Raw genomic sequence first — 18,076 nt, forward strand, 5'->3', positions numbered from 1 at the left:
AATAACTTATGCGGGGCTGGGCACGGCATTGCCATTGAAACGACATATTAGCCGCTTAGGCTGCCGGCGCACCGCTGCACAAAAGTCGCAGAACCGTCCAGAACCTGTAACACAATGCTACAAAGAGCCGTGGCAACGCCAACCCAAAGCCGCCGACCATGGCATAATCCTTCACCATTTTTTCCCAGGGGGGCAAGACATGACCAAACGCGACACGCCATTGCACCTTTATGGAATCAAGGCCTGCGACACCATGAAGAAAGCCCGCACCTGGCTCGAAAACCAGGGCCTGGGCTACGATTTCCATGACTACAAGACCCAGGGCATTGACCGTGCGAGCCTTGAGCGCTGGTGCAATGAACATGGCTGGCAAACAGTACTCAACCGTGCTGGCACCACCTTCCGCAAACTAGACGACGCCCAGAAGGCCGATCTCGACCAGCTCAAGGCCATCGAACTGATGCTGGCCCAACCGTCGATGATCAAGCGCCCTGTGCTCGACCTCGGTAAGCGGACCCTGGTCGGCTTCAAGCCTGATCTGTACGCGGCCGCCCTTCAGTAACCCGGCGCCGAGCTTTCATTCAATTTCGCAAGAGGTAACTGCATGTCCACTTCCCTGTTCAGCCTGGCCTTCGGTGTCGGCACCCAGAACCGTCAAGGCGCCTGGCTGGAAGTCTTCTACGCACAACCGCTGATCAACCCGGCTGCCGAACTGGTCGCTGCCATCGCCCCGGTCCTGGGCTATGAAGGCGGCAACCAGGCGATCGCCTTCAGCACCAGCCAGGCTGCCCAGCTGGCCGAAGCCCTCAAGGGTGTCGATGCTGCCCAGGCCGCACTGCTGACCCGCCTGGCCGAAAGCAACAAGCCGCTGGTGGTCACCCTGCTGGCCGAAGACGCCGCGCTGACGTCCACCCCGGAAGCCTACCTGAAGCTGCACCTGCTTTCGCACCGCCTGGTCAAGCCACACGGCCTGAACCTGGCCGGTATCTTCCCGCTGCTGCCGAACGTGGCCTGGACCAGCCAGGGCGCCGTCGACCTGGCGGAGCTTGCCGAGCAGCAACTGGAAGCGCGCCTGAAGGGCGAGCTGCTGGAAGTGTTCTCGGTAGACAAGTTCCCGAAAATGACCGATTACGTAGTCCCTGCCGGCGTGCGTATTGCCGACAGCGCCCGTGTACGCCTGGGCGCCTACATCGGCGAAGGCACCACCATCATGCACGAAGGCTTCGTCAACTTTAACGCCGGCACCGAAGGCCCGGGCATGATCGAAGGCCGCGTTTCCGCGGGCGTCTTCGTCGGCAAGGGTTCGGACCTGGGCGGCGGCTGCTCGACCATGGGCACCCTGTCCGGCGGCGGCAACATTGTCATCAAGGTTGGCGAAGGCTGCCTGATCGGCGCCAACGCCGGTATCGGCATCCCGCTGGGCGACCGCAACACCGTTGAAGCCGGCCTGTACATCACTGCCGGCACCAAGGTGAACCTGCTGGACGAGAACAACCAGTTGGTCAAGGTCGTCAAAGCCCGCGACCTGGCCGGCCAGACCGACCTGCTGTTCCGCCGCAACTCGCTGAACGGTGCCGTGGAGTGCAAGACCCACAAGTCGGCCATCGAGCTGAACGAAGCGCTGCACGCCCACAACTAAGTGGTACCATCGGGTCTGGCCTAACGCCAGGCCCGATTTTCAGGTCCGATCATCATGTTCCAGCCCTCCCCCTGGCGCGCTGACTTTCCAGCCATCGACGCCCTGCAACGCCAGCACCAGACCTACCTGGACAGCGCCGCTACCACGCAAAAACCGCAAATCCTGCTCGATGCCCTGAGCCACTACTACGGCCATGGTGCTGCCAATGTGCACCGTGCCCAACACTTGCCCGGCGCCCTGGCGACCCAAGCCTTCGAACGCAGCCGGGAAAAGGTCGCCGGCTGGCTGAACGCCGTCGACAGCCAGCAAATCGTCTTCACCCATGGCGCCACCTCGGCCCTGAACCTGCTCGCCTATGGGCTTGAGCCGCTGTTCGAGGCCGGTGACGAAATTGCCATTAGCGCCCTGGAGCACCACGCCAACCTGCTGCCCTGGCAACAGCTGGCACAGCGCCGCGGACTCAAGCTGGTGGTGCTGCCACTGGACAGCCGCGGCCTGATCGACCTCAACATCGCCCTGCAACTGATTGGCCCGCGCACCCGGGTGCTGGCGGTCAGCCAGTTGTCCAACGTACTTGGTGCCTGGCAGCCGCTGGAGCCCCTGCTGGCCCATGCCCAGGCCCAGGGCGCGCTCACCGTGGTCGATGGCGCCCAGGGCGTGGTCCACGGCCGTCATGACGTACGCCAGCTGGGCTGTGACTTCTACGTATTCTCCAGCCACAAGCTGTATGGCCCTGACGGCGTCGGCGTGCTCTACGGCCGCAGCGAGGCCCTGGCGCGCCTGCGTCATTGGCAATTCGGCGGCGAGATGGTGCAGATCGCCGACTACCACAGCGCCAGCTTTCGCCCGGCGCCGCTGGGCTTCGAAGCAGGTACCCCGCCGATTGCCAGCGTGATCGGCCTCGGAGCCAGTCTCGATTACCTGGCGGGGCTCGATGCCCATGCGGTCGCCGAGCATGAAGCCGGCCTGCACCGGCATCTGCTGCGCGGCCTCAACGACCGCGAAGGCATCCGCCTGCTTGGCCAGCCGCAACTGGCCCTGGCCAGCTTCGTGGTCGACGGTGTGCACAACGCTGATCTGGCCCATATGCTCACCGAACAAGGCATCGCCGTGCGCGCCGGCCATCACTGCGCCATGCCATTGCTCAAAAGCCTCGGCCTGGACGGTGCGATCCGCGTGTCCCTGGGCTTGTACAACGACTCCGACGACTTGCAGCGTTTCTTCGAAGCTCTGGATCAAGCCCTGGAGTTGCTGCGATGAGCCTGCCGATGGCCGCACAGGAAGCCCTGAATGTCTTCGAACAGGCGGCCGGCTGGGAACAGCGCGCACGGTTGCTGATGCAATGGGGCGAGCGTCTGGCGCCCTTGAGCGAAGAGGAAAAGTCCGAATCCAATCGTGTTCATGGCTGCGAAAGCCAGGTCTGGCTGGTGGCCGAGCAGCAGGACGGCCAGTGGCGCTTCAAGGGTGCCAGCGATGCGCGGATCATCCGCGGCTTGCTGGCGCTGCTGCTGGTACGGGTCGAAGGGCTGTCCAGCGCCGAACTGGCGCAACTGGATCTGCCTGCCTGGTTCAATCAGCTGGGCCTGGGCCGCCAGCTCTCGCCTTCGCGCAGCAACGGCCTGAACGCCGTGCTGCAACGCATGTCTCAGCTCGCCGCGGGCGCCTGAGCCTTGCGCTCGGACGGGCGGCGGGCGCCGCCCACAAGCTTTTCCACCGCCTTGCTGGCGGCGACCATGCCGAAGGTTGCAGTGACCATCATCACCGCGCCGAAGCCGCCGGAGCAGTCCAGCTTAACCCCCTCGCCGACAAAGCTCTTCTGCAGGCAGACGCTGCCGTCGCCTTTGGGGTAGCGCAGCTGTTCGGTGGAGAACACACAGGGCACGCTGTAGTTGCGGGTCACCGTGCGGGAAAAACCATAATCGCGACGCAGGGTCGAACGCACCCGCGAAGCCAGCGGGTCGTTGAAGGTCTTGTTCAGGTCGGCGACGCGGATCTGGGTCGGATCGATCTGCCCTCCAGCACCACCGGTGCTGATGATGGTGACCTTGTGGCGCTTGCACCAGCCAATCAGCGCGGCCTTGGCCATGACGCTGTCGATGCAGTCGATCACACAGTCGATGTGCTCGCCGATGTACTCGGGCAGGGTTTCCTTGGTGACGAAATCCACCACCGCATGCACCTTGCACGCCGGGTTGATGGCCCGCAGGCGCTCGGCCATGACCTCGGCCTTGGCGCGGCCGATATTGCCCTCCTGGGCATGCAACTGACGGTTGGTATTGCTGACGCAGACATCATCGAGGTCGAACAGGGAGATTTCGCCCACGCCGCTACGGGCCATGGCTTCGGCCGCCCAGGAGCCGACCCCGCCGATACCGACGATGGCCACGTGGGCCTCGCGCAGGCGCTGCAGGCCGTTGTCACCGTACAACCGGGCGACACCGGCAAAGCGTGGATCTTCTGTACTCATGGCCCAACCCCGAAAAAACCGGCGCGTATTATAGGCCTCTTACGACGCGATGGCACCCTGCTGTACCCGCCGCCTGAGTCGTGCAATTGGTAAAGGTAGTTGTAATCCTGCTTTAATGTCCCATGCAATCCAAAGACTTGGACGACAAAAGTACGGGCTAAGAACTTCAGCTCCTGAAGCCAATCCAATCTTCTGCCACCGACCTGTTCTCACATTGCCAGGACAGGACGCACGCAGGATTCGCGCCCTCCGGCGCCCGCCCGTTCCACCTTTCGGAACCCGAACTATCTATGTCATCGCGTAAATTTGGTATCAACCTGGTGATAGTCATGGCCATCGCCGCGCTATTCACCGGGTTCTGGGCGCTGATCAACCGCCCGGTTTCCGCCCCCAACTGGCCGGAGCAGATTTCCGGTTTCTCCTATTCGCCGTTCCGCCAGGGCGAGAGCCCGCAAAAGGGCCAGTACCCGAGCGAGGACGAACTGCGCCAGGACCTCGAACAGCTCAGCAAGCTGACCGACAGCATCCGTATCTATACGGTGGAAGGCACACAGGCGGAGATTCCCCGCCTGGCCGAAGAGTTCGGCCTGCGCGTGACCCTGGGGGTGTGGATCAGCCCGGACCTTGAGCGCAACGAGCGGGAAATCGAGAAAGCCATCGAACTGGCCAACAGCTCGCGCAGTGTCGTGCGGGTCATGGTCGGCAACGAAGCGCTGTTCCGCAAGGAGATCACCCCGGAGGCGCTGATCCAGTACATGGACCGGGTGCGCGCGGCGGTAAAGGTACCGGTGACCACCAGTGAGCAATGGCACATCTGGAAAGAACATCCGGAGCTGGCCAAGCATGCCGACCTGGTGGCTGCGCACATCCTGCCATACTGGGAATTCATCCCGATGAAGGATGCCGGCCAGTTCGTCCTCGACCGTGCCCGCGACCTCAAGCAACAATTCCCACGCAAACCGCTGCTGCTGTCTGAAGTCGGCTGGCCAAGCAACGGCCGCATGCGTGGCGGTGCCGAAGCGACCCAGGCCGACCAGGCCATCTACCTGCGCACCCTGGTCAACAAGCTCAACCGCCAGGGCTACAACTACTTTGTCATCGAAGCCTACGACCAGCCGTGGAAAGCCAGCGACGAAGGCTCGGTGGGCGCTTACTGGGGCGTATTCAATGCCGCACGCCAGCAAAAATTCAACTTTGAAGGCCCGGTTGTAGCCATTCCGCAATGGCGCGTGCTGGCGGTCGGTTCGGTGGTACTGGCGATGCTCTCGCTGACCCTGCTGCTGATCGACGGCTCGGCCCTGCGCCAGCGCGGCCGGACCTTCCTGACCTTTATCGCCTTCCTTTGCGGTTCGGTACTGGTGTGGATCGGCTACGACTACAGCCAGCAATACAGCACCTGGTTCAGCCTGACCGTGGGCTTCCTGCTCGCCCTCGGCGCCCTCGGCGTGTTTATCGTGCTGCTCACCGAGGCCCATGAGCTGGCCGAAGCGGTGTGGATTCACAAGCGCCGCCGGGAATTCTTGCCGGTGCAGGCCGACGCGGCCTACCGTCCCAAGGTCTCGGTGCATGTGCCGTGCTACAACGAGCCGCCGGAGATGGTCAAACAGACCCTCAACGCCCTGGCGGCGCTGGATTATCCGGACTACGAAGTCCTGATCATCGACAACAACACCAAGGACCCGGCGGTCTGGGAGCCGATCAAGGCTCACTGCGAGATGCTCGGCGAGCGCTTCAAGTTCTTCCACGTCGCGCCCCTGGCCGGTTTCAAGGGCGGTGCGCTGAATTTTCTGATCCCGCACACCGCCAAGGATGCCGAAGTGATCGCAGTGATCGACTCGGACTACTGCGTCGACCGCAACTGGCTCAAGCACATGGTGCCGCACTTCGCCGATCCGAAGATCGCCGTGGTGCAATCGCCCCAGGACTACCGCGACCAGAACGAAAGCACCTTCAAGAAGCTGTGCTACAGCGAATACAAGGGCTTCTTCCATATCGGCATGGTCACCCGCAACGACCGTGACGCGATCATCCAGCACGGCACCATGACCATGACCCGGCGCTCGGTGCTCGAAGAGCTGGGCTGGGCCGACTGGTGCATCTGCGAGGATGCAGAGCTCGGCCTGCGGGTGTTCGAGAAAGGCTACTCGGCGGCCTATTCCCACGAGAGCTATGGCAAGGGCCTGATGCCTGACACCTTCATCGACTTCAAGAAGCAGCGCTTCCGCTGGGCCTACGGCGCCATCCAGATCATCAAGCGCCATGCCGCAAGCCTGCTACGCGGCAAGGACTCGGAACTGACCCGTGGCCAGCGCTATCACTTCCTCGCCGGCTGGCTGCCGTGGATTGCCGATGGCATGAATATCTTCTTCACCGTCGGCGCCCTGCTGTGGTCGGCGGCGATGATCATCGTGCCGCAACGGGTCGACCCACCGCTGCTGATCTTCGCCATTCCGCCACTTGCGCTGTTCGTCTTCAAAGTCGGCAAGATCGTGTTCCTCTACCGCCGTGCGGTAGGCGTGAACCTCAAGGACGCTTTCGCCGCAGCCCTGGCCGGCCTTGCCCTGTCGCACACCATTGCCAAGGCGGTGCTGTACGGTTTCTTCACCAGCAGCATCCCGTTCTTCCGCACGCCGAAGAACGCCGACAGCCATGGTTTGCTGGTGGCGCTTTCCGAAGCCCGTGAAGAGCTGTTCATCATGTTGCTGTTGTGGGGTGCGGCGGCCGGGATCTACCTGGTTCAGGGCCTGCCGAGCAACGACATGCGCTTCTGGGTGGCCATGCTGCTGGTGCAGTCGCTGCCGTACCTGGCGGCACTGATCATGGCCATGCTGTCATCGCTGCCCAAGCCGGTGGATGCCGCGCAGCCGGCCCAGGCCTCCTGACCCCGGGGCGGCCTTGCCGCCCTTTCGCCGGCAAGGCCGGCTCCCACAGGACGGGTAAACACCCAACCTGTGGGAGCTGGCTTGCCAGCGATGAGGCGCTGACAAACAGCGCAGATCCAAGGTCCTCAACCCCTGCTTTTGCTATAAGATAACCCCCCTCGAATTCGTGCCCTGCCTTGCCCCGGAGCTCCCCATGACGGCCCCAGCCGACCTCTCGCCTACCCTTGAACTGGCCTGCGACCTGATTCGCCGTCCGTCGGTAACCCCGCTGGACTTCGATTGCCAGAAACAGATGATGCAGCGCCTGGGCGATGCCGGTTTCATGCTCGAACCGATGCGGATCGAAGACGTCGACAACTTCTGGGCCACCCATGGCACCCAGGACGGTCCCGTGCTGTGCTTCGCCGGCCACACCGACGTAGTCCCGACCGGCCCGGTGCAAGCCTGGCAGAACGATCCGTTCGACGCCCTGATCGATGCCGATGGCATGCTCTGCGGGCGTGGCGCTGCCGACATGAAGGGCAGCCTGGCGGCCATGGTGGTGGCCACCGAGCGCTTCGTCGCCGACTATCCCAACCATCGCGGCAAGGTCGCCTTCCTGATCACCAGCGATGAAGAAGGCCCGGCCCACCACGGCACCAAGGCCGTGGTCGAGCGCCTGGCAGCACGCAACGAGCGCCTGGACTGGTGCATCGTCGGCGAGCCATCGAGCACCAGCCTGGTCGGTGACGTGGTCAAGAACGGCCGTCGCGGCTCGCTCGGCGCCAAGCTCACCGTGCGCGGCGTACAGGGCCATGTGGCCTACCCGCACCTGGCGAAGAACCCGATCCACCTGGCCACTCCGGCCCTGGCGGAACTGGCTGCCGAGCACTGGGACGAAGGCAACGCGTTCTTCCCGCCGACCAGCTTCCAGATCTCCAACCTCAACTCCGGCACCGGCGCCACCAACGTGGTGCCGGGCGAGCTGACCGCACTGTTCAACTTCCGCTTCTCTACCGAATCGACGGTCGAAGGCCTGCAGCAGCGAGTTGCCGCCATCCTCGACAAGCACCAGCTGGATTGGCACGTGGACTGGGCCTTGTCGGGCCTGCCGTTCCTCACCGAGCCGGGCGACCTGCTCGACGCCGTATCGGCGAGCATCAAGGCGGTCACCGGCCGTGAAACCAAGGCGTCGACCAGCGGCGGCACCTCCGACGGGCGCTTCATCGCCACCCTCGGCACCCAGGTGGTCGAGCTGGGCCCGGTCAACGCCACCATTCACCAGGTCAACGAGCGGATCCTGGCCAGCGACCTCGACGTGCTGACCGAAATCTACTACCAGACCCTGACCCGGTTGCTTGCCTGATGCTCACCTGCCCAATCTGCAGCGCCGCGCTGAGCACCCTCGACAATGGCGTGGCCTGCCCGGCCGGCCACCGTTTCGACCGTGCCCGACAGGGTTACCTGAACCTGTTGCCGGTGCAGCACAAGAACAGCCGTGACCCGGGCGACAACCAGGCCATGGTCGAGGCCCGCCGCGACTTTCTCAACGCCGGGCATTACGCCCCGGTGGCCCGGCGCCTGGCCGAGCTTGCCGCTGAACGCGCGCCGGCACGCTGGCTGGATATCGGCTGTGGCGAGGGTTACTACACCGCGCAGATCGCCGCAGCGCTGCCCGAGGCCGACGGTTATGCCCTGGACATCTCCCGCGAAGCGGTCAAGCGTGCCTGCAAGCGCAACCCGGCGCTGACCTGGCTGGTGGCGAGCATGGCCCGGGTGCCGCTGGCCGATGCCAGTTGCCAGTTCCTGGCCAGTGTCTTCAGCCCGCTGGACTGGCAGGAAGCCCTGCGCCTGCTGAGCCCCGGCGGCGGCCTGATGCGCGTCGGCCCGACCAACGAGCACCTGATCGAGTTGCGCCACAAGCTCTACGATGAAGTGCGCGACTACGCCGACGACAAACACCTGGCACTGGTGCCAGCGGGCATGCAGCACGCCCATAGCGAAACCCTGAAATTCCGCCTCAGCCTTGCCGATAGCAAGGCCCGCGCCGACCTGCTGGCCATGACCCCGCATGGTTGGCGCGCCAGCGCCGATAAACGCGCGCGCGTCATCGACCAGGCCGAGCCTTTCGAGGTCACGGTATCGATGCGTTACGATTACTTTGTGCGCCAAGACTGAGCGCACCCGGAGCCCCTATGCGCCAACCCGATATCGAGATTTACCTGAAAGACGCCGACGTCGACCACAAGCAGATCGCCGCCTGGCTCACCGAGGCACTCGGCCCGTGCAGCGACTGGCAGCAGAAAGGCCAGACCTACAAGTGCAAGGCCGGTAACATTCCAGTTACCTGGTTACCGAAGGCTGTGGGCAAATGGAACAGTCTTTACCTGGAAAGCGACCAGACGCCGTGGGACGACGACATTGCCTGCGCGCGCGCCGCCTTTGCCGCGCTGAGCGTCGAAGTGCGCTGCGCACCGGGCACCTGGGTCGAGGAAGAAGGTGAAGAGGATGCCGATCGCTGGATCCGCATCAGTGCCGACGGTGAAGAGGAAATCACCTGGCGTACCAACTGAAATTGCTTCTTCGAAAAGGCCCGCCCCGGTTGTCCGGCGGCGGGCCTTTTCGCTTGTGGGCCCAGGCTCGAGGCTTGTGGCCCGGCGCTTACAGCCCGACTACGTCTTCTGCCTGCAGGCCTTTCTGGCCCTGAGTCAGATTGTATTCGACCTGCTGCCCCTCAAGCAGGGTGCGATGACCCTCCCCGCGGATGGCACGGTAGTGAACAAACACGTCCGCGCCACCTTCACGCTGAATGAAGCCGTAACCTTTGGCGTCATTGAACCACTTTACACTTCCAGTCTCACGAGACGACATCTGAACTACTCCGGATTTTTATTTTGGAATCGCCTGGCATGCAGAGAGGTCACGGCCCCCTGCCGACGCAGCTTGCACAAATCTCTTGCAAGCGGCGGACCGAGTATATGACACACTTAAATTAATTTTCATGACCGGGGCGCTTTTTGCTGAACTTGCGCAGATACGGCACACTAACCGACTGAGCAATCACTCGAAAATCTCATCCAGAGCACACACCGTATGACCCGTTCCCCCCTGCGCCGCCTGATCTTCGGCGCCCTGCGTCGCCTGTTGTACCTGTGGGTTCGCTCCGAGACCATCAACCAGTCGTCCTTCACCCTGAACCTGGATCGCAGCCGGCCGGTGTTCTACGCCCTGCAGTCGCCGTCGCTCACCGACCTTGCCGTGCTCGACCGCGAATGCACCAAAGCCGGGCTGCCACGCCCGGTGTTGCCCACCGCCGTTGGCACCCTGCAAGAGCCCGCTGGATTCTTCTACTTGACCCCGGAGCCCGACTGGCTCGGCCGCCAGGACAAGCGCGGCGCCCCGCCAACCCTGGCGCGGCTGGTCAACGCCATCAGCCAGCATGCCGAGGAAGACGCGCAGATCATTCCGGTCAGCGTGTTCTGGGGCCAGTCGCCGGCCAGTGAATCCAGCCCCTGGAAGCTGCTGTTCGCCGACAGTTGGGCGGTTACCGGGCGCCTGCGCCGGTTGCTCACCGTACTGATCCTCGGGCGCAAGACCCGCGTACAGTTCTCGGCACCGATTCACCTGCGCGAGCTGGTGCAGCACAACAAAGGTCACGAGCGCACCGTGCGCATGGCCCAGCGCCTGCTGCGCGTGCACTTTCGCAACCTCAAGTCCGCCGTCATCGGCCCGGACATTTCCCACCGCCGTAACCTGGTCAAGGGCCTGGTGCACGACCCGCTGGTGCGCCAGGCCATCGCCGATGAGGCCGAGCGCGAAAAGATCCCGCTGGCAAAAGCCGAGGCCCAGGCCCTGCGCTACGGCAACGAGATCGCCTCGGATTACACCTATACCGCCATCCGCTTCCTCGAAGTGGTGCTGAGCTGGTTCTGGAACAAGATCTACGACGGCATCAAGGTCAACCACATCGAGCAGGTGCAGGGCATCGCCCCGGGCCACGAAGTCATCTACGTGCCGTGCCACCGCAGCCATATCGACTACCTGCTGCTGTCCTACCTGCTGTTTCGCAACGGCCTGACCCCGCCGCACATCGCCGCCGGGATCAACCTCAACATGCCGGTGATCGGCGGCCTGCTGCGCCGTGGCGGGGCGTTCTTCATGCGCCGTACCTTCAAGGGCAACCCGCTGTACACCGCGGTGTTCAACGAGTACCTGCACACCCTGTTCACCAAGGGCTTCCCGGTCGAGTACTTCGTCGAAGGCGGCCGCTCGCGCACCGGGCGCATGCTGCAGCCAAAAACCGGCATGCTCGCCATTACCCTGCGCAGCTACCTGCGCTCATCGCGCACCCCGATCGTCTTCGTGCCGGTGTACATCGGTTATGAACGGGTGCTCGAAGGCCGCACCTATCTGGGCGAACTGCGCGGGGCGAGCAAGAAGAAAGAATCGATCTTCGACATCTTCAAGGTCATCGGCGCGCTCAAGCAGCGCTTCGGCCAGGTGGCGGTCAACTTCGGCGAGCCGATCCGCCTCGGCGCCTTCCTCGACCAGCAGCAACCCGGCTGGCGCGAGCAGGAGCACGGCCCGCAGTTCCGCCCGGCCTGGCTCAACGAAACCACCTCGCGCCTGGGCGAGAAAGTCGCCCGGCACCTGAACGAGGCAGCGGCGATCAACCCGGTCAACCTGGTGGCCCTGGCGCTGCTTTCCACCAGCCGCCTGGCCCTGGACGAACGCGCCCTGACCCGCGTGCTGGACCTGTACCTGGCGCTGTTGCGCAAGGTGCCCTACTCGCCGCACACCACGCTGCCTGAAGGCGATGGCCTGGCACTGATCAGCCACGTCAAGGGCATGGACCTGCTGGCCGAACAGAGCGATGCACTGGGCAAGATTCTTTACCTGGACGAGCAGAACGCCGTCCTGATGACCTATTACCGCAACAACGTGCTGCATATTTTCGCCCTGCCGGCCTTGCTGGCGAGCTTCTTCCAGAGCAGCTCGCGAATGAGCCGCGAGCTGATCCTGCAGTACACCCGGGCGCTGTACCCGTACCTGCAATCGGAGCTGTTCATTCGCTGGGAGCTGGATGAGCTGGACGCGGTCATCGACCAGTGGCTGGAGGCCTTCGTCGAGCAAGGCCTGCTGCGCTTTGAAAACGGCGTGTACCTGCGCCCGGCGCCGAGTTCGCGGCAGTTCGTGCTGCTGACCCTGCTGGCCCGGGCCATCACCCAGACCCTGCAGCGTTTCTACATGGCCACCGCCCTGCTGCTCAACAGCGGCCAGCACACCCTGAGCGCCGAAGAGCTGGAAGACCTCTGCGTGATCATGGCCCAGCGCCTGTCGATCCTGCACGGCCTGAATGCACCGGAGTTCTTCGACAAAACCCTGTTCCGCCACTTCATCCAGACCCAGATCGAGCAAGGCGTACTGCGTCCGGATACCAATGGCAAACTCGGTTACCACGAAAAACTCAGTGAACTGGCCGAAGGCGCAGCCAAGCGCGTGCTGTCGGCGGAAATACGCCTGTCGATCCGCCAGGTGGCCCTGCAGCGCAGTGAAGAGGCCACCGAAACCGCGGCATAGGCCATACTGGCCAGTGTCTTTGGAGCAACACGAATCAAACCGCCGGGCGACCGCAACCGCGGCGCCGGCGCTAAGGAGCTACTGATGAAAAAACTGTCCCTGATCCTTCTTGGCAGCCTGCTGGCCGCGTGCAGCAGCACCCCTGAAGCGTCCAAGGCCAGCCTTGATGGCGAAGTCTTCTACCTGCAGCGCATTGCCCTGCCGCCTGCCGCCACCCTGAGCGTCGCCCTGCAGGACGTGTCGCTGATGGACGCTCCCGCCGTTACCCTGGCCAGCCAGAGCGGCCCGGTCAAAGGCAATGTGCCGCTGCCCTTTCACCTGAGCTACGACCCGGCCCAGGTCAAGCCCGGCCACCGTTATGCAGTCAGCGCGCGGATCGAACTGGATGGCAAGCTGCTGTTCATCAACACCGAACACCACGGCGTTCAGCTTGATGGCAACGACCCGCAACCGGTGCGTATCAAGGTCGATGCCGTTCGTTGATTGATTGTTCTGCCCTTCGCATAAGGATGCTGCCATGTTTCGCCCAGCTCTAACCTTTACCGGCCTGTGCGCCGGCCTGCTGCTGTCGGCAAGCGCCCTGGCGCTGTCGCTCGGCGACCTCTCGCAAAAAGATGCCTCCACTGGCCTGAAGGACGCCCTGACCCAGGGCGCCCAGGTGGCGGTGAAACAACTGGGCACCCCCGGTGGTTTCAGCAATAACCCGGATGTGCGTATCGAGTTGCCGGGCAACCTTGGCAAAGCCGCCAAGAAGATGAAGGCGTTCGGCATGGGTGCCCAGGTCGAGCAACTGGAAACCAGTATGAACAAGGCCGCTGAAGCTGCCGTGCCGCAGGCCCAGGCGCTGCTGGTCGATGCCGTGAAGAAGATGACCGTGGAAGATGCCAAGGGCATCCTCAGCGGCGGCAACGACTCGGCCACCCAGTACCTGAGCAAGACCAGCCGCGAGCAGATTCGCGCCAAGTTCCTGCCGATCGTCAAGAAGGCTACCGACCAGGTCGGCCTGGCCCAGCAATACAACAGCTTCGCTGGGCAAGCGGCGACACTGGGCGTGCTGGATGCCAAGAATGCCAACGTCGAAGGCTATGTAACCGAGCAGGCGCTCAACGGCCTGTTCGAGATGATTGCCAAGCAGGAAGAAACCATCCGCCAGAACCCGGCTGCTGCGGCCACGAGCATTGCCAAGAAGGTGTTTGGCGCGCTTTGAGCCTCTCGCTCCAAAGGGCTGCTTGCGCAGCCCATCGCCGGCAAGGCCGGCTCCCACAATAGATCTGTGTCACCGCCCTCAGGCTTTCTTGACCCTGAACCACGCCGCATACAGCGCCGGCAGGAACAACAGCGTCAACGCCGTCGCCACGATCAACCCCCCCATGATCGCCACCGCCATCGGCCCGAAGAACACGCTGCGTGACAGCGGGATCATCGCCAGCACCGCCGCCAGGGCGGTCAGCACGATCGGCCGGAAGCGCCTTACCGTCGCCTCGATAATCGCCTGCCAGCGGTCCAGCCCGGCAGCGATGTCCTGTTCGATCTGGTCGACCAGGATCACCGAGTTGCGCATGATCATCCCCGACAGGGCAATGGTCCCGAGCATGGCGACAAAGCCGAACGGCTGGCGGAACACCAGCAGGAACAGGGTTACGCCAATCAGCCCCAGCGGTGCGGTGAGGAACACCATCACCGTGCGCGAGAAGCTGCGCAATTGCAGCATCAGCAGGGTCAGCACCACAACGATGAACAGCGGTACCCCGGCGTTCACCGACTTCTGCCCGCGAGTGGAGTCTTCCACCGTGCCGCCTACCTCTAGCAGATAGCCATCGGGCAGTTCTGCACGCACCGGGTCCAGGGTCGGCAGGATCTGCTTGACCAGGGTAACCGGTTGCTCTTTGCCGTAGATGTCGGCGCGCACGGTGACATTGGGCAGACGGTTGCGGTGCCAGATCACGCCTTCTTCAAAGCCGTATTCCAGGGTTGCCACCTGCGACAGCGCCACACTGCGGCCATTGTCGGTAGGCACCGCCAGGCTTGGCAGGTTGGCAAGCTCGCTGCGCTCCTGCTGGGTACCGCGCAGGAGGATCTCGATCAGCTCGTTGTCCTCACGGAACTGGCTGACCGCAGAGCCGGTCAGCGAGCTTTGCAGAAACTTCGCCAGGTTCGCCGTGCTCACTCCCAGGGCGCGGGCGCGGTCCTGGTCGATGTTCAGGTAAACCACCTTGCTCGGCTCTTCCCAGTCGAGGTGGACGTTGACCACATGGGGGTTCTCGCGCACCTTGGCCGCCACTTTGCGGGCCAGGGCGCGGACTTGCTCGATATGCTCGCCGGTGACCCGGAACTGCACCGGGTAGCCCACGGGCGGGCCGTTTTCCAGGCGCGTGACCCGCGAACGCAGGTCGGGGAATTGTTCATCGAGGGTGGCGATCAGCCAGCTGCGCAGTTGTTCACGCTCCTCGATGGTTTTCGCCAGCACGACGAACTGGGCGAAACTTGGCGCTGGCAGTTGCTGGTCCAATGGCAGGTAGAAGCGTGGCGAACCCGTGCCCACATAGGCTACATAGTTGTCGATGCCGGCGCGTTCCTTGAGCAGCGCTTCCAGACGCTTGACCTGCTCGGCGGTATTACTCAGCGAGGCGCCTTCGGCCAGCTTCAGGTCAACCATCAGCTCCAGGCGCCCGGAAGCCGGGAAGAACTGCTGGGGCACGAAGCGGAACAACAAAATACTGCCGATAAACAGGGCGATAGTCGCCACGATCACCGTCTTGCGCCGCTCCACGCACCAGCCGACCAGGCGCCGCACGCGCTGGTAGAACGGTGTGCCATACGGATCTGGCCCACCTTCGGCAGTGCCATGCTTGGCCGCGTGCAGCTTGGCCAGGTCCGGCAGCAGGCGCTCGCCCAGATAGGGCACGAACACCACCGCGGCAATCCACGAGGCGAGCAAGGCGATGGTTACCACCTGGAAGATCGAACGGGTGTATTCGCCCGTTCCGGACTGCGCGGTGGCAATCGGCAGGAAGCCGGCGGCGGTGATCAGGGTGCCGGTCAGCATCGGGAAGGCGGTGCTGGTCCAGGCATAACTGGCCGCCTTGAGCCGGTCGAAACCCTGCTCCATCTTGATTGCCATCATCTCCACGGCAATGATGGCGTCATCCACCAGCAGGCCCAGGGCCAGCACCAGCGCGCCGAGGGAGATCTTGTGCAGGCCGATACCGAAGTAGTACATGGCGGCAAAGGTCATCGCCAGTACCAGCGGAATGGCCAGGGCCACCACCAGGCCGGTGCGCATCCCCAAGGAGAAGAAACTCACCAGCAAGACGATGGCCAGGGCCTCTACCAACACCTGGACGAACTCGCCAACGCCGGTCTTCACCGCTGCCGGCTGATCGGACACCTTGCGCAGCTCCATGCCGGCCGGCAGATTGTGGGCGATGCGGGCGAACTCGGTTTCCAGGGCCTTGCCCAGCACCAGGATATCGCCGCCGGCCTTCATCGATACCGCCAGGCCGATGGCATCTTCGCCCATGAAGCGCATGCGCGGTGCGGGCGGATCATTGAAGCCTCGGCGCACATCGGCGACATCGCCAATACGGAAGGTGCGGTCACCGACCCGGATCGGGAACTGCTGGATCTGCTCGACCGTGGTGAAGCGCCCGCTGACCCGCAACTGCAGGCGCTCGGATGGAGTCTCGAAGAAACCCGCGGTGCTCACCGCGTTCTGCTCTTCCAGCGCCTGCTGCACCGCTGCCAGGGGCAGGCCGAGGGTGGCCAGCTTGAGGTTGGACAGCTCGATCCAGATCTTCTCGTCCTGCAGGCCAAGCAGCTCGACCTTGCCGACGTCCTTGACCCGCTGCAACTGGATCTGCACCCGGTCGGCGTAGTCCTTGAGCACGGCGTAGTCGAAGCCATCACCGGTCAGCGCGTAGATGTTGCCGAAGGTGGTGCCGAATTCATCGTTGAAGAACGGCCCCTGAATACCCTGGGGCAAGGTGTGCCGGATATCGGCGACCTTCTTGCGGATCTGGTACCAAAGCTCGGGGATGTCGGCCGAATGCATCGAATCGCGGGCCATGAAGGTGACCTGCGATTCACCGGGCCGTGAGAACGAGACGATCCTCTCGTACTCGCCGGTTTCCATCAGCTTCTTTTCGATGCGCTCGGTCACCTGGCGCGAGACTTCCTCGGCGCTGGCACCAGGCCAGATGGTGCGAATGACCATGGCCTTGAAGGTAAAGGGCGGGTCTTCGCTCTGCCCCAGTTTGGTGTAGGACAGCGCGCCGACCACGGCCAGCAGAATCATCAGGAACAGCACGATCTGCCGATTGCGCAGGGCCCAGGCGGAAAGGTTGAAACCCATCGGGACTTACTCCTTGGCCGCCAGATTCACCACACGATTGGACCGATCCACCGGACGTACCTGCTGCCCCTCCTGGAGCACATGCACGCCGGCCGCCACCACCCAGTCCGAGGCATTCAGGCCTTCAAGCACCGGCACGCTGTTTTCACCGTAGGCACCGACCCGTACCGGCACGCGCTTGAGGGTGTTGTTGGCATCGACACGCCAGACATAGGTCTGGCCGTTCTCTGCGGTCAGCGCCGAGAGCGGCACCGCCAGCGGAATCTGCTCGGCGTGCTGGATGAACACCCGGGCACTCTGGCCAAGCTCGGCCGGCACCTTGCCGGCGGTAAAGGCGATGCGCGCCGCAAAGGTTCGCGAGCGTGGATCGGCCGAAGGTGACAGCTCACGAATACGGCCATTGAAGCGTTGATCCGGTTGCGACCAGAGCTCCACCGACACCGGCTGGCCGACCTTGAAGCGCCCGAAGTTCTGCTCCGGCAGGCCGATCAGCACTTCACGCTCGCCATCGGTGGCCAGGGTGAACACCGTCTGGCCAGCGGACACCACCTGCCCCACTTCGACCTGGCGCTTGGCAATCACACCATCCTGAGAGGCCCGCAGCACAGCGTATTCCGCCTGGTTGCCGGCGACGTCGAACTCGGCGCGCACCTGTTTGAGCCGGGCCAGGCCCGCGCGGTAAAGGTTTTCAGCATTGTCATATTGCGAACGGCTGACCATCTGCCGGTCGAGCAGGGTCTTGTAGCGGTCGCGCTCGGCCTTGACCAGGCTCAGGTTGGCTTCGGCGGCGGCCAGTTGGGCACGGCTGGCTTCCAGTTGCAGGCGCACATCCTGGGGGTCGAGCTCGGCCAGCGCCTGCTCGGCCTTGACCCGCTGCCCCTCCTCGACCAGGCGCTTGCTGACCTTGCCGCCGATGCGGAAGGCCAGCTCCGGTTCGAAGCGCGCCCGCACCTCGCCAGGGTAGCTGTCGGCAGCGGCGCTGGCCGGCTGCGGCTGTACCACCATGGCCGGACGAAGGGAAGTCTGCGGTGCGCTTTCCTGCCCGCAGGCAGCAAGCAACAGCACAAGACTGACGGGCAAAGCGAGGGGCAAGGCAAGGCGCAACATGATGAATGACCTTTCGCGAATGGCGCTTTGAATATTTATACTGACGGGTATATTAAATCAGGGAGCCGGAC

General features: G+C 63.6%; 15 protein-coding genes. 11 read left to right on the forward strand and 4 right to left on the reverse strand.

The genetic code is table 11. From position 1 onward, the window contains the following. Positions 1-199: 199 nt before the first annotated feature. Genes ABM562_RS11590 through ABM562_RS11605 form a run of 4 tightly spaced genes read left to right on the forward strand, consistent with a single transcriptional unit; the run spans position 200 to position 3,306 of the window. A complete protein-coding gene (locus tag ABM562_RS11590; protein ID WP_115088392.1) occupies positions 200-562 on the forward strand; it encodes an ArsC family reductase in 363 nt (120 codons plus the stop codon). A gap of 42 nt (positions 563-604) precedes the next feature. Beyond that, complete coding sequence (gene dapD, locus ABM562_RS11595; RefSeq protein ID WP_115088393.1) at positions 605-1,639, forward strand: 2,3,4,5-tetrahydropyridine-2,6-dicarboxylate N-succinyltransferase; 1,035 nt, start codon at positions 605-607, stop codon at positions 1,637-1,639. 54 nt (positions 1,640-1,693) lie between these two features. Next, positions 1,694-2,899, forward strand: coding sequence for an aminotransferase class V-fold PLP-dependent enzyme (locus ABM562_RS11600; RefSeq protein WP_115088394.1), 1,206 nt, complete (start codon positions 1,694-1,696; stop codon positions 2,897-2,899). Beyond that, positions 2,896-3,306 (forward strand): SufE family protein, encoded by a 411-nt coding sequence (locus tag ABM562_RS11605; protein WP_134064018.1) that lies wholly within the window; start codon positions 2,896-2,898, stop codon positions 3,304-3,306. The genes ABM562_RS11600 and ABM562_RS11605 overlap by 4 nt, the downstream gene beginning before the upstream one ends. Here the strand turns inward: ABM562_RS11605 and tcdA are convergent. Beyond that, positions 3,285-4,106, reverse strand: a complete 822-nt coding sequence (gene tcdA, locus ABM562_RS11610) for a tRNA cyclic N6-threonylcarbamoyladenosine(37) synthase TcdA (protein WP_134064020.1) — start codon at positions 4,104-4,106, stop codon at positions 3,285-3,287. The two genes, ABM562_RS11605 and tcdA, sit on opposite strands and share 22 nt — an antisense overlap. Before the next feature lie 290 nt (positions 4,107-4,396). Between tcdA and ABM562_RS11615 the strand changes: the two genes are divergently transcribed. The 4 genes from ABM562_RS11615 (at position 4,397) to ABM562_RS11630 (ending at position 9,540) form a co-directional block, all read left to right on the forward strand. After that, positions 4,397-6,988, forward strand: coding sequence for a glycosyltransferase (locus ABM562_RS11615; protein WP_460422030.1), 2,592 nt, complete (start codon positions 4,397-4,399; stop codon positions 6,986-6,988). Positions 6,989-7,181: 193 nt separating this feature from the next. Next, positions 7,182-8,333 carry a succinyl-diaminopimelate desuccinylase gene (gene dapE, locus ABM562_RS11620; RefSeq protein ID WP_115088398.1) on the forward strand — a complete coding sequence of 384 codons (1,152 nt, stop codon included), beginning with the start codon at positions 7,182-7,184 and terminating at the stop codon, positions 8,331-8,333. Continuing rightward, the gene (locus ABM562_RS11625; protein WP_115088399.1) at positions 8,333-9,145 is read left to right on the forward strand and encodes a putative RNA methyltransferase; all 813 of its coding nucleotides are present in this window, start codon (positions 8,333-8,335) and stop codon (positions 9,143-9,145) included. Before dapE ends, ABM562_RS11625 begins: the two co-directional genes overlap by 1 nt. A gap of 17 nt (positions 9,146-9,162) precedes the next feature. Next, positions 9,163-9,540, forward strand: coding sequence for a hypothetical protein (locus ABM562_RS11630; protein WP_115088400.1), 378 nt, complete (start codon positions 9,163-9,165; stop codon positions 9,538-9,540). Positions 9,541-9,628: 88 nt separating this feature from the next. Here the strand turns inward: ABM562_RS11630 and ABM562_RS11635 are convergent, their stop codons facing one another. Continuing rightward, entirely contained in the window at positions 9,629-9,838 is a 210-nt protein-coding gene (locus tag ABM562_RS11635) for a cold-shock protein (protein WP_038996759.1), read from the reverse strand. 222 nt (positions 9,839-10,060) lie between these two features. Between ABM562_RS11635 and plsB the strand changes: the two genes are divergently transcribed. The 3 genes from plsB (at position 10,061) to ABM562_RS11650 (ending at position 13,754) form a co-directional block, all read left to right on the forward strand. Beyond that, on the forward strand, positions 10,061-12,547 hold the full coding sequence (gene plsB, locus ABM562_RS11640; protein ID WP_460422032.1) for a glycerol-3-phosphate 1-O-acyltransferase PlsB: 2,487 nt from the start codon (positions 10,061-10,063) through the stop codon (positions 12,545-12,547). An 84-nt stretch (positions 12,548-12,631) separates the two neighbouring features. Further along, positions 12,632-13,030 (forward strand): YbaY family lipoprotein, encoded by a 399-nt coding sequence (locus ABM562_RS11645; protein ID WP_010224875.1) that lies wholly within the window; start codon positions 12,632-12,634, stop codon positions 13,028-13,030. 34 nt (positions 13,031-13,064) lie between these two features. Next, a complete protein-coding gene (locus ABM562_RS11650; protein WP_115088402.1) occupies positions 13,065-13,754 on the forward strand; it encodes a DUF4197 domain-containing protein in 690 nt (229 codons plus the stop codon). A 78-nt stretch (positions 13,755-13,832) separates the two neighbouring features. Here ABM562_RS11650 and ABM562_RS11655 read toward each other — a convergent pair whose 3' ends face one another. After that, on the reverse strand, positions 13,833-16,898 hold the full coding sequence (locus tag ABM562_RS11655) for an efflux RND transporter permease subunit (protein ID WP_115088403.1): 3,066 nt from the start codon (positions 16,896-16,898) through the stop codon (positions 13,833-13,835). 6 nt (positions 16,899-16,904) lie between these two features. Next, positions 16,905-18,005, reverse strand: coding sequence for an efflux RND transporter periplasmic adaptor subunit (locus ABM562_RS11660; RefSeq protein WP_115088404.1), 1,101 nt, complete (start codon positions 18,003-18,005; stop codon positions 16,905-16,907). Positions 18,006-18,076: the final 71 nt, after the last annotated feature.

This window comes from Pseudomonas sp. ZL2, from assembly GCF_054788455.1.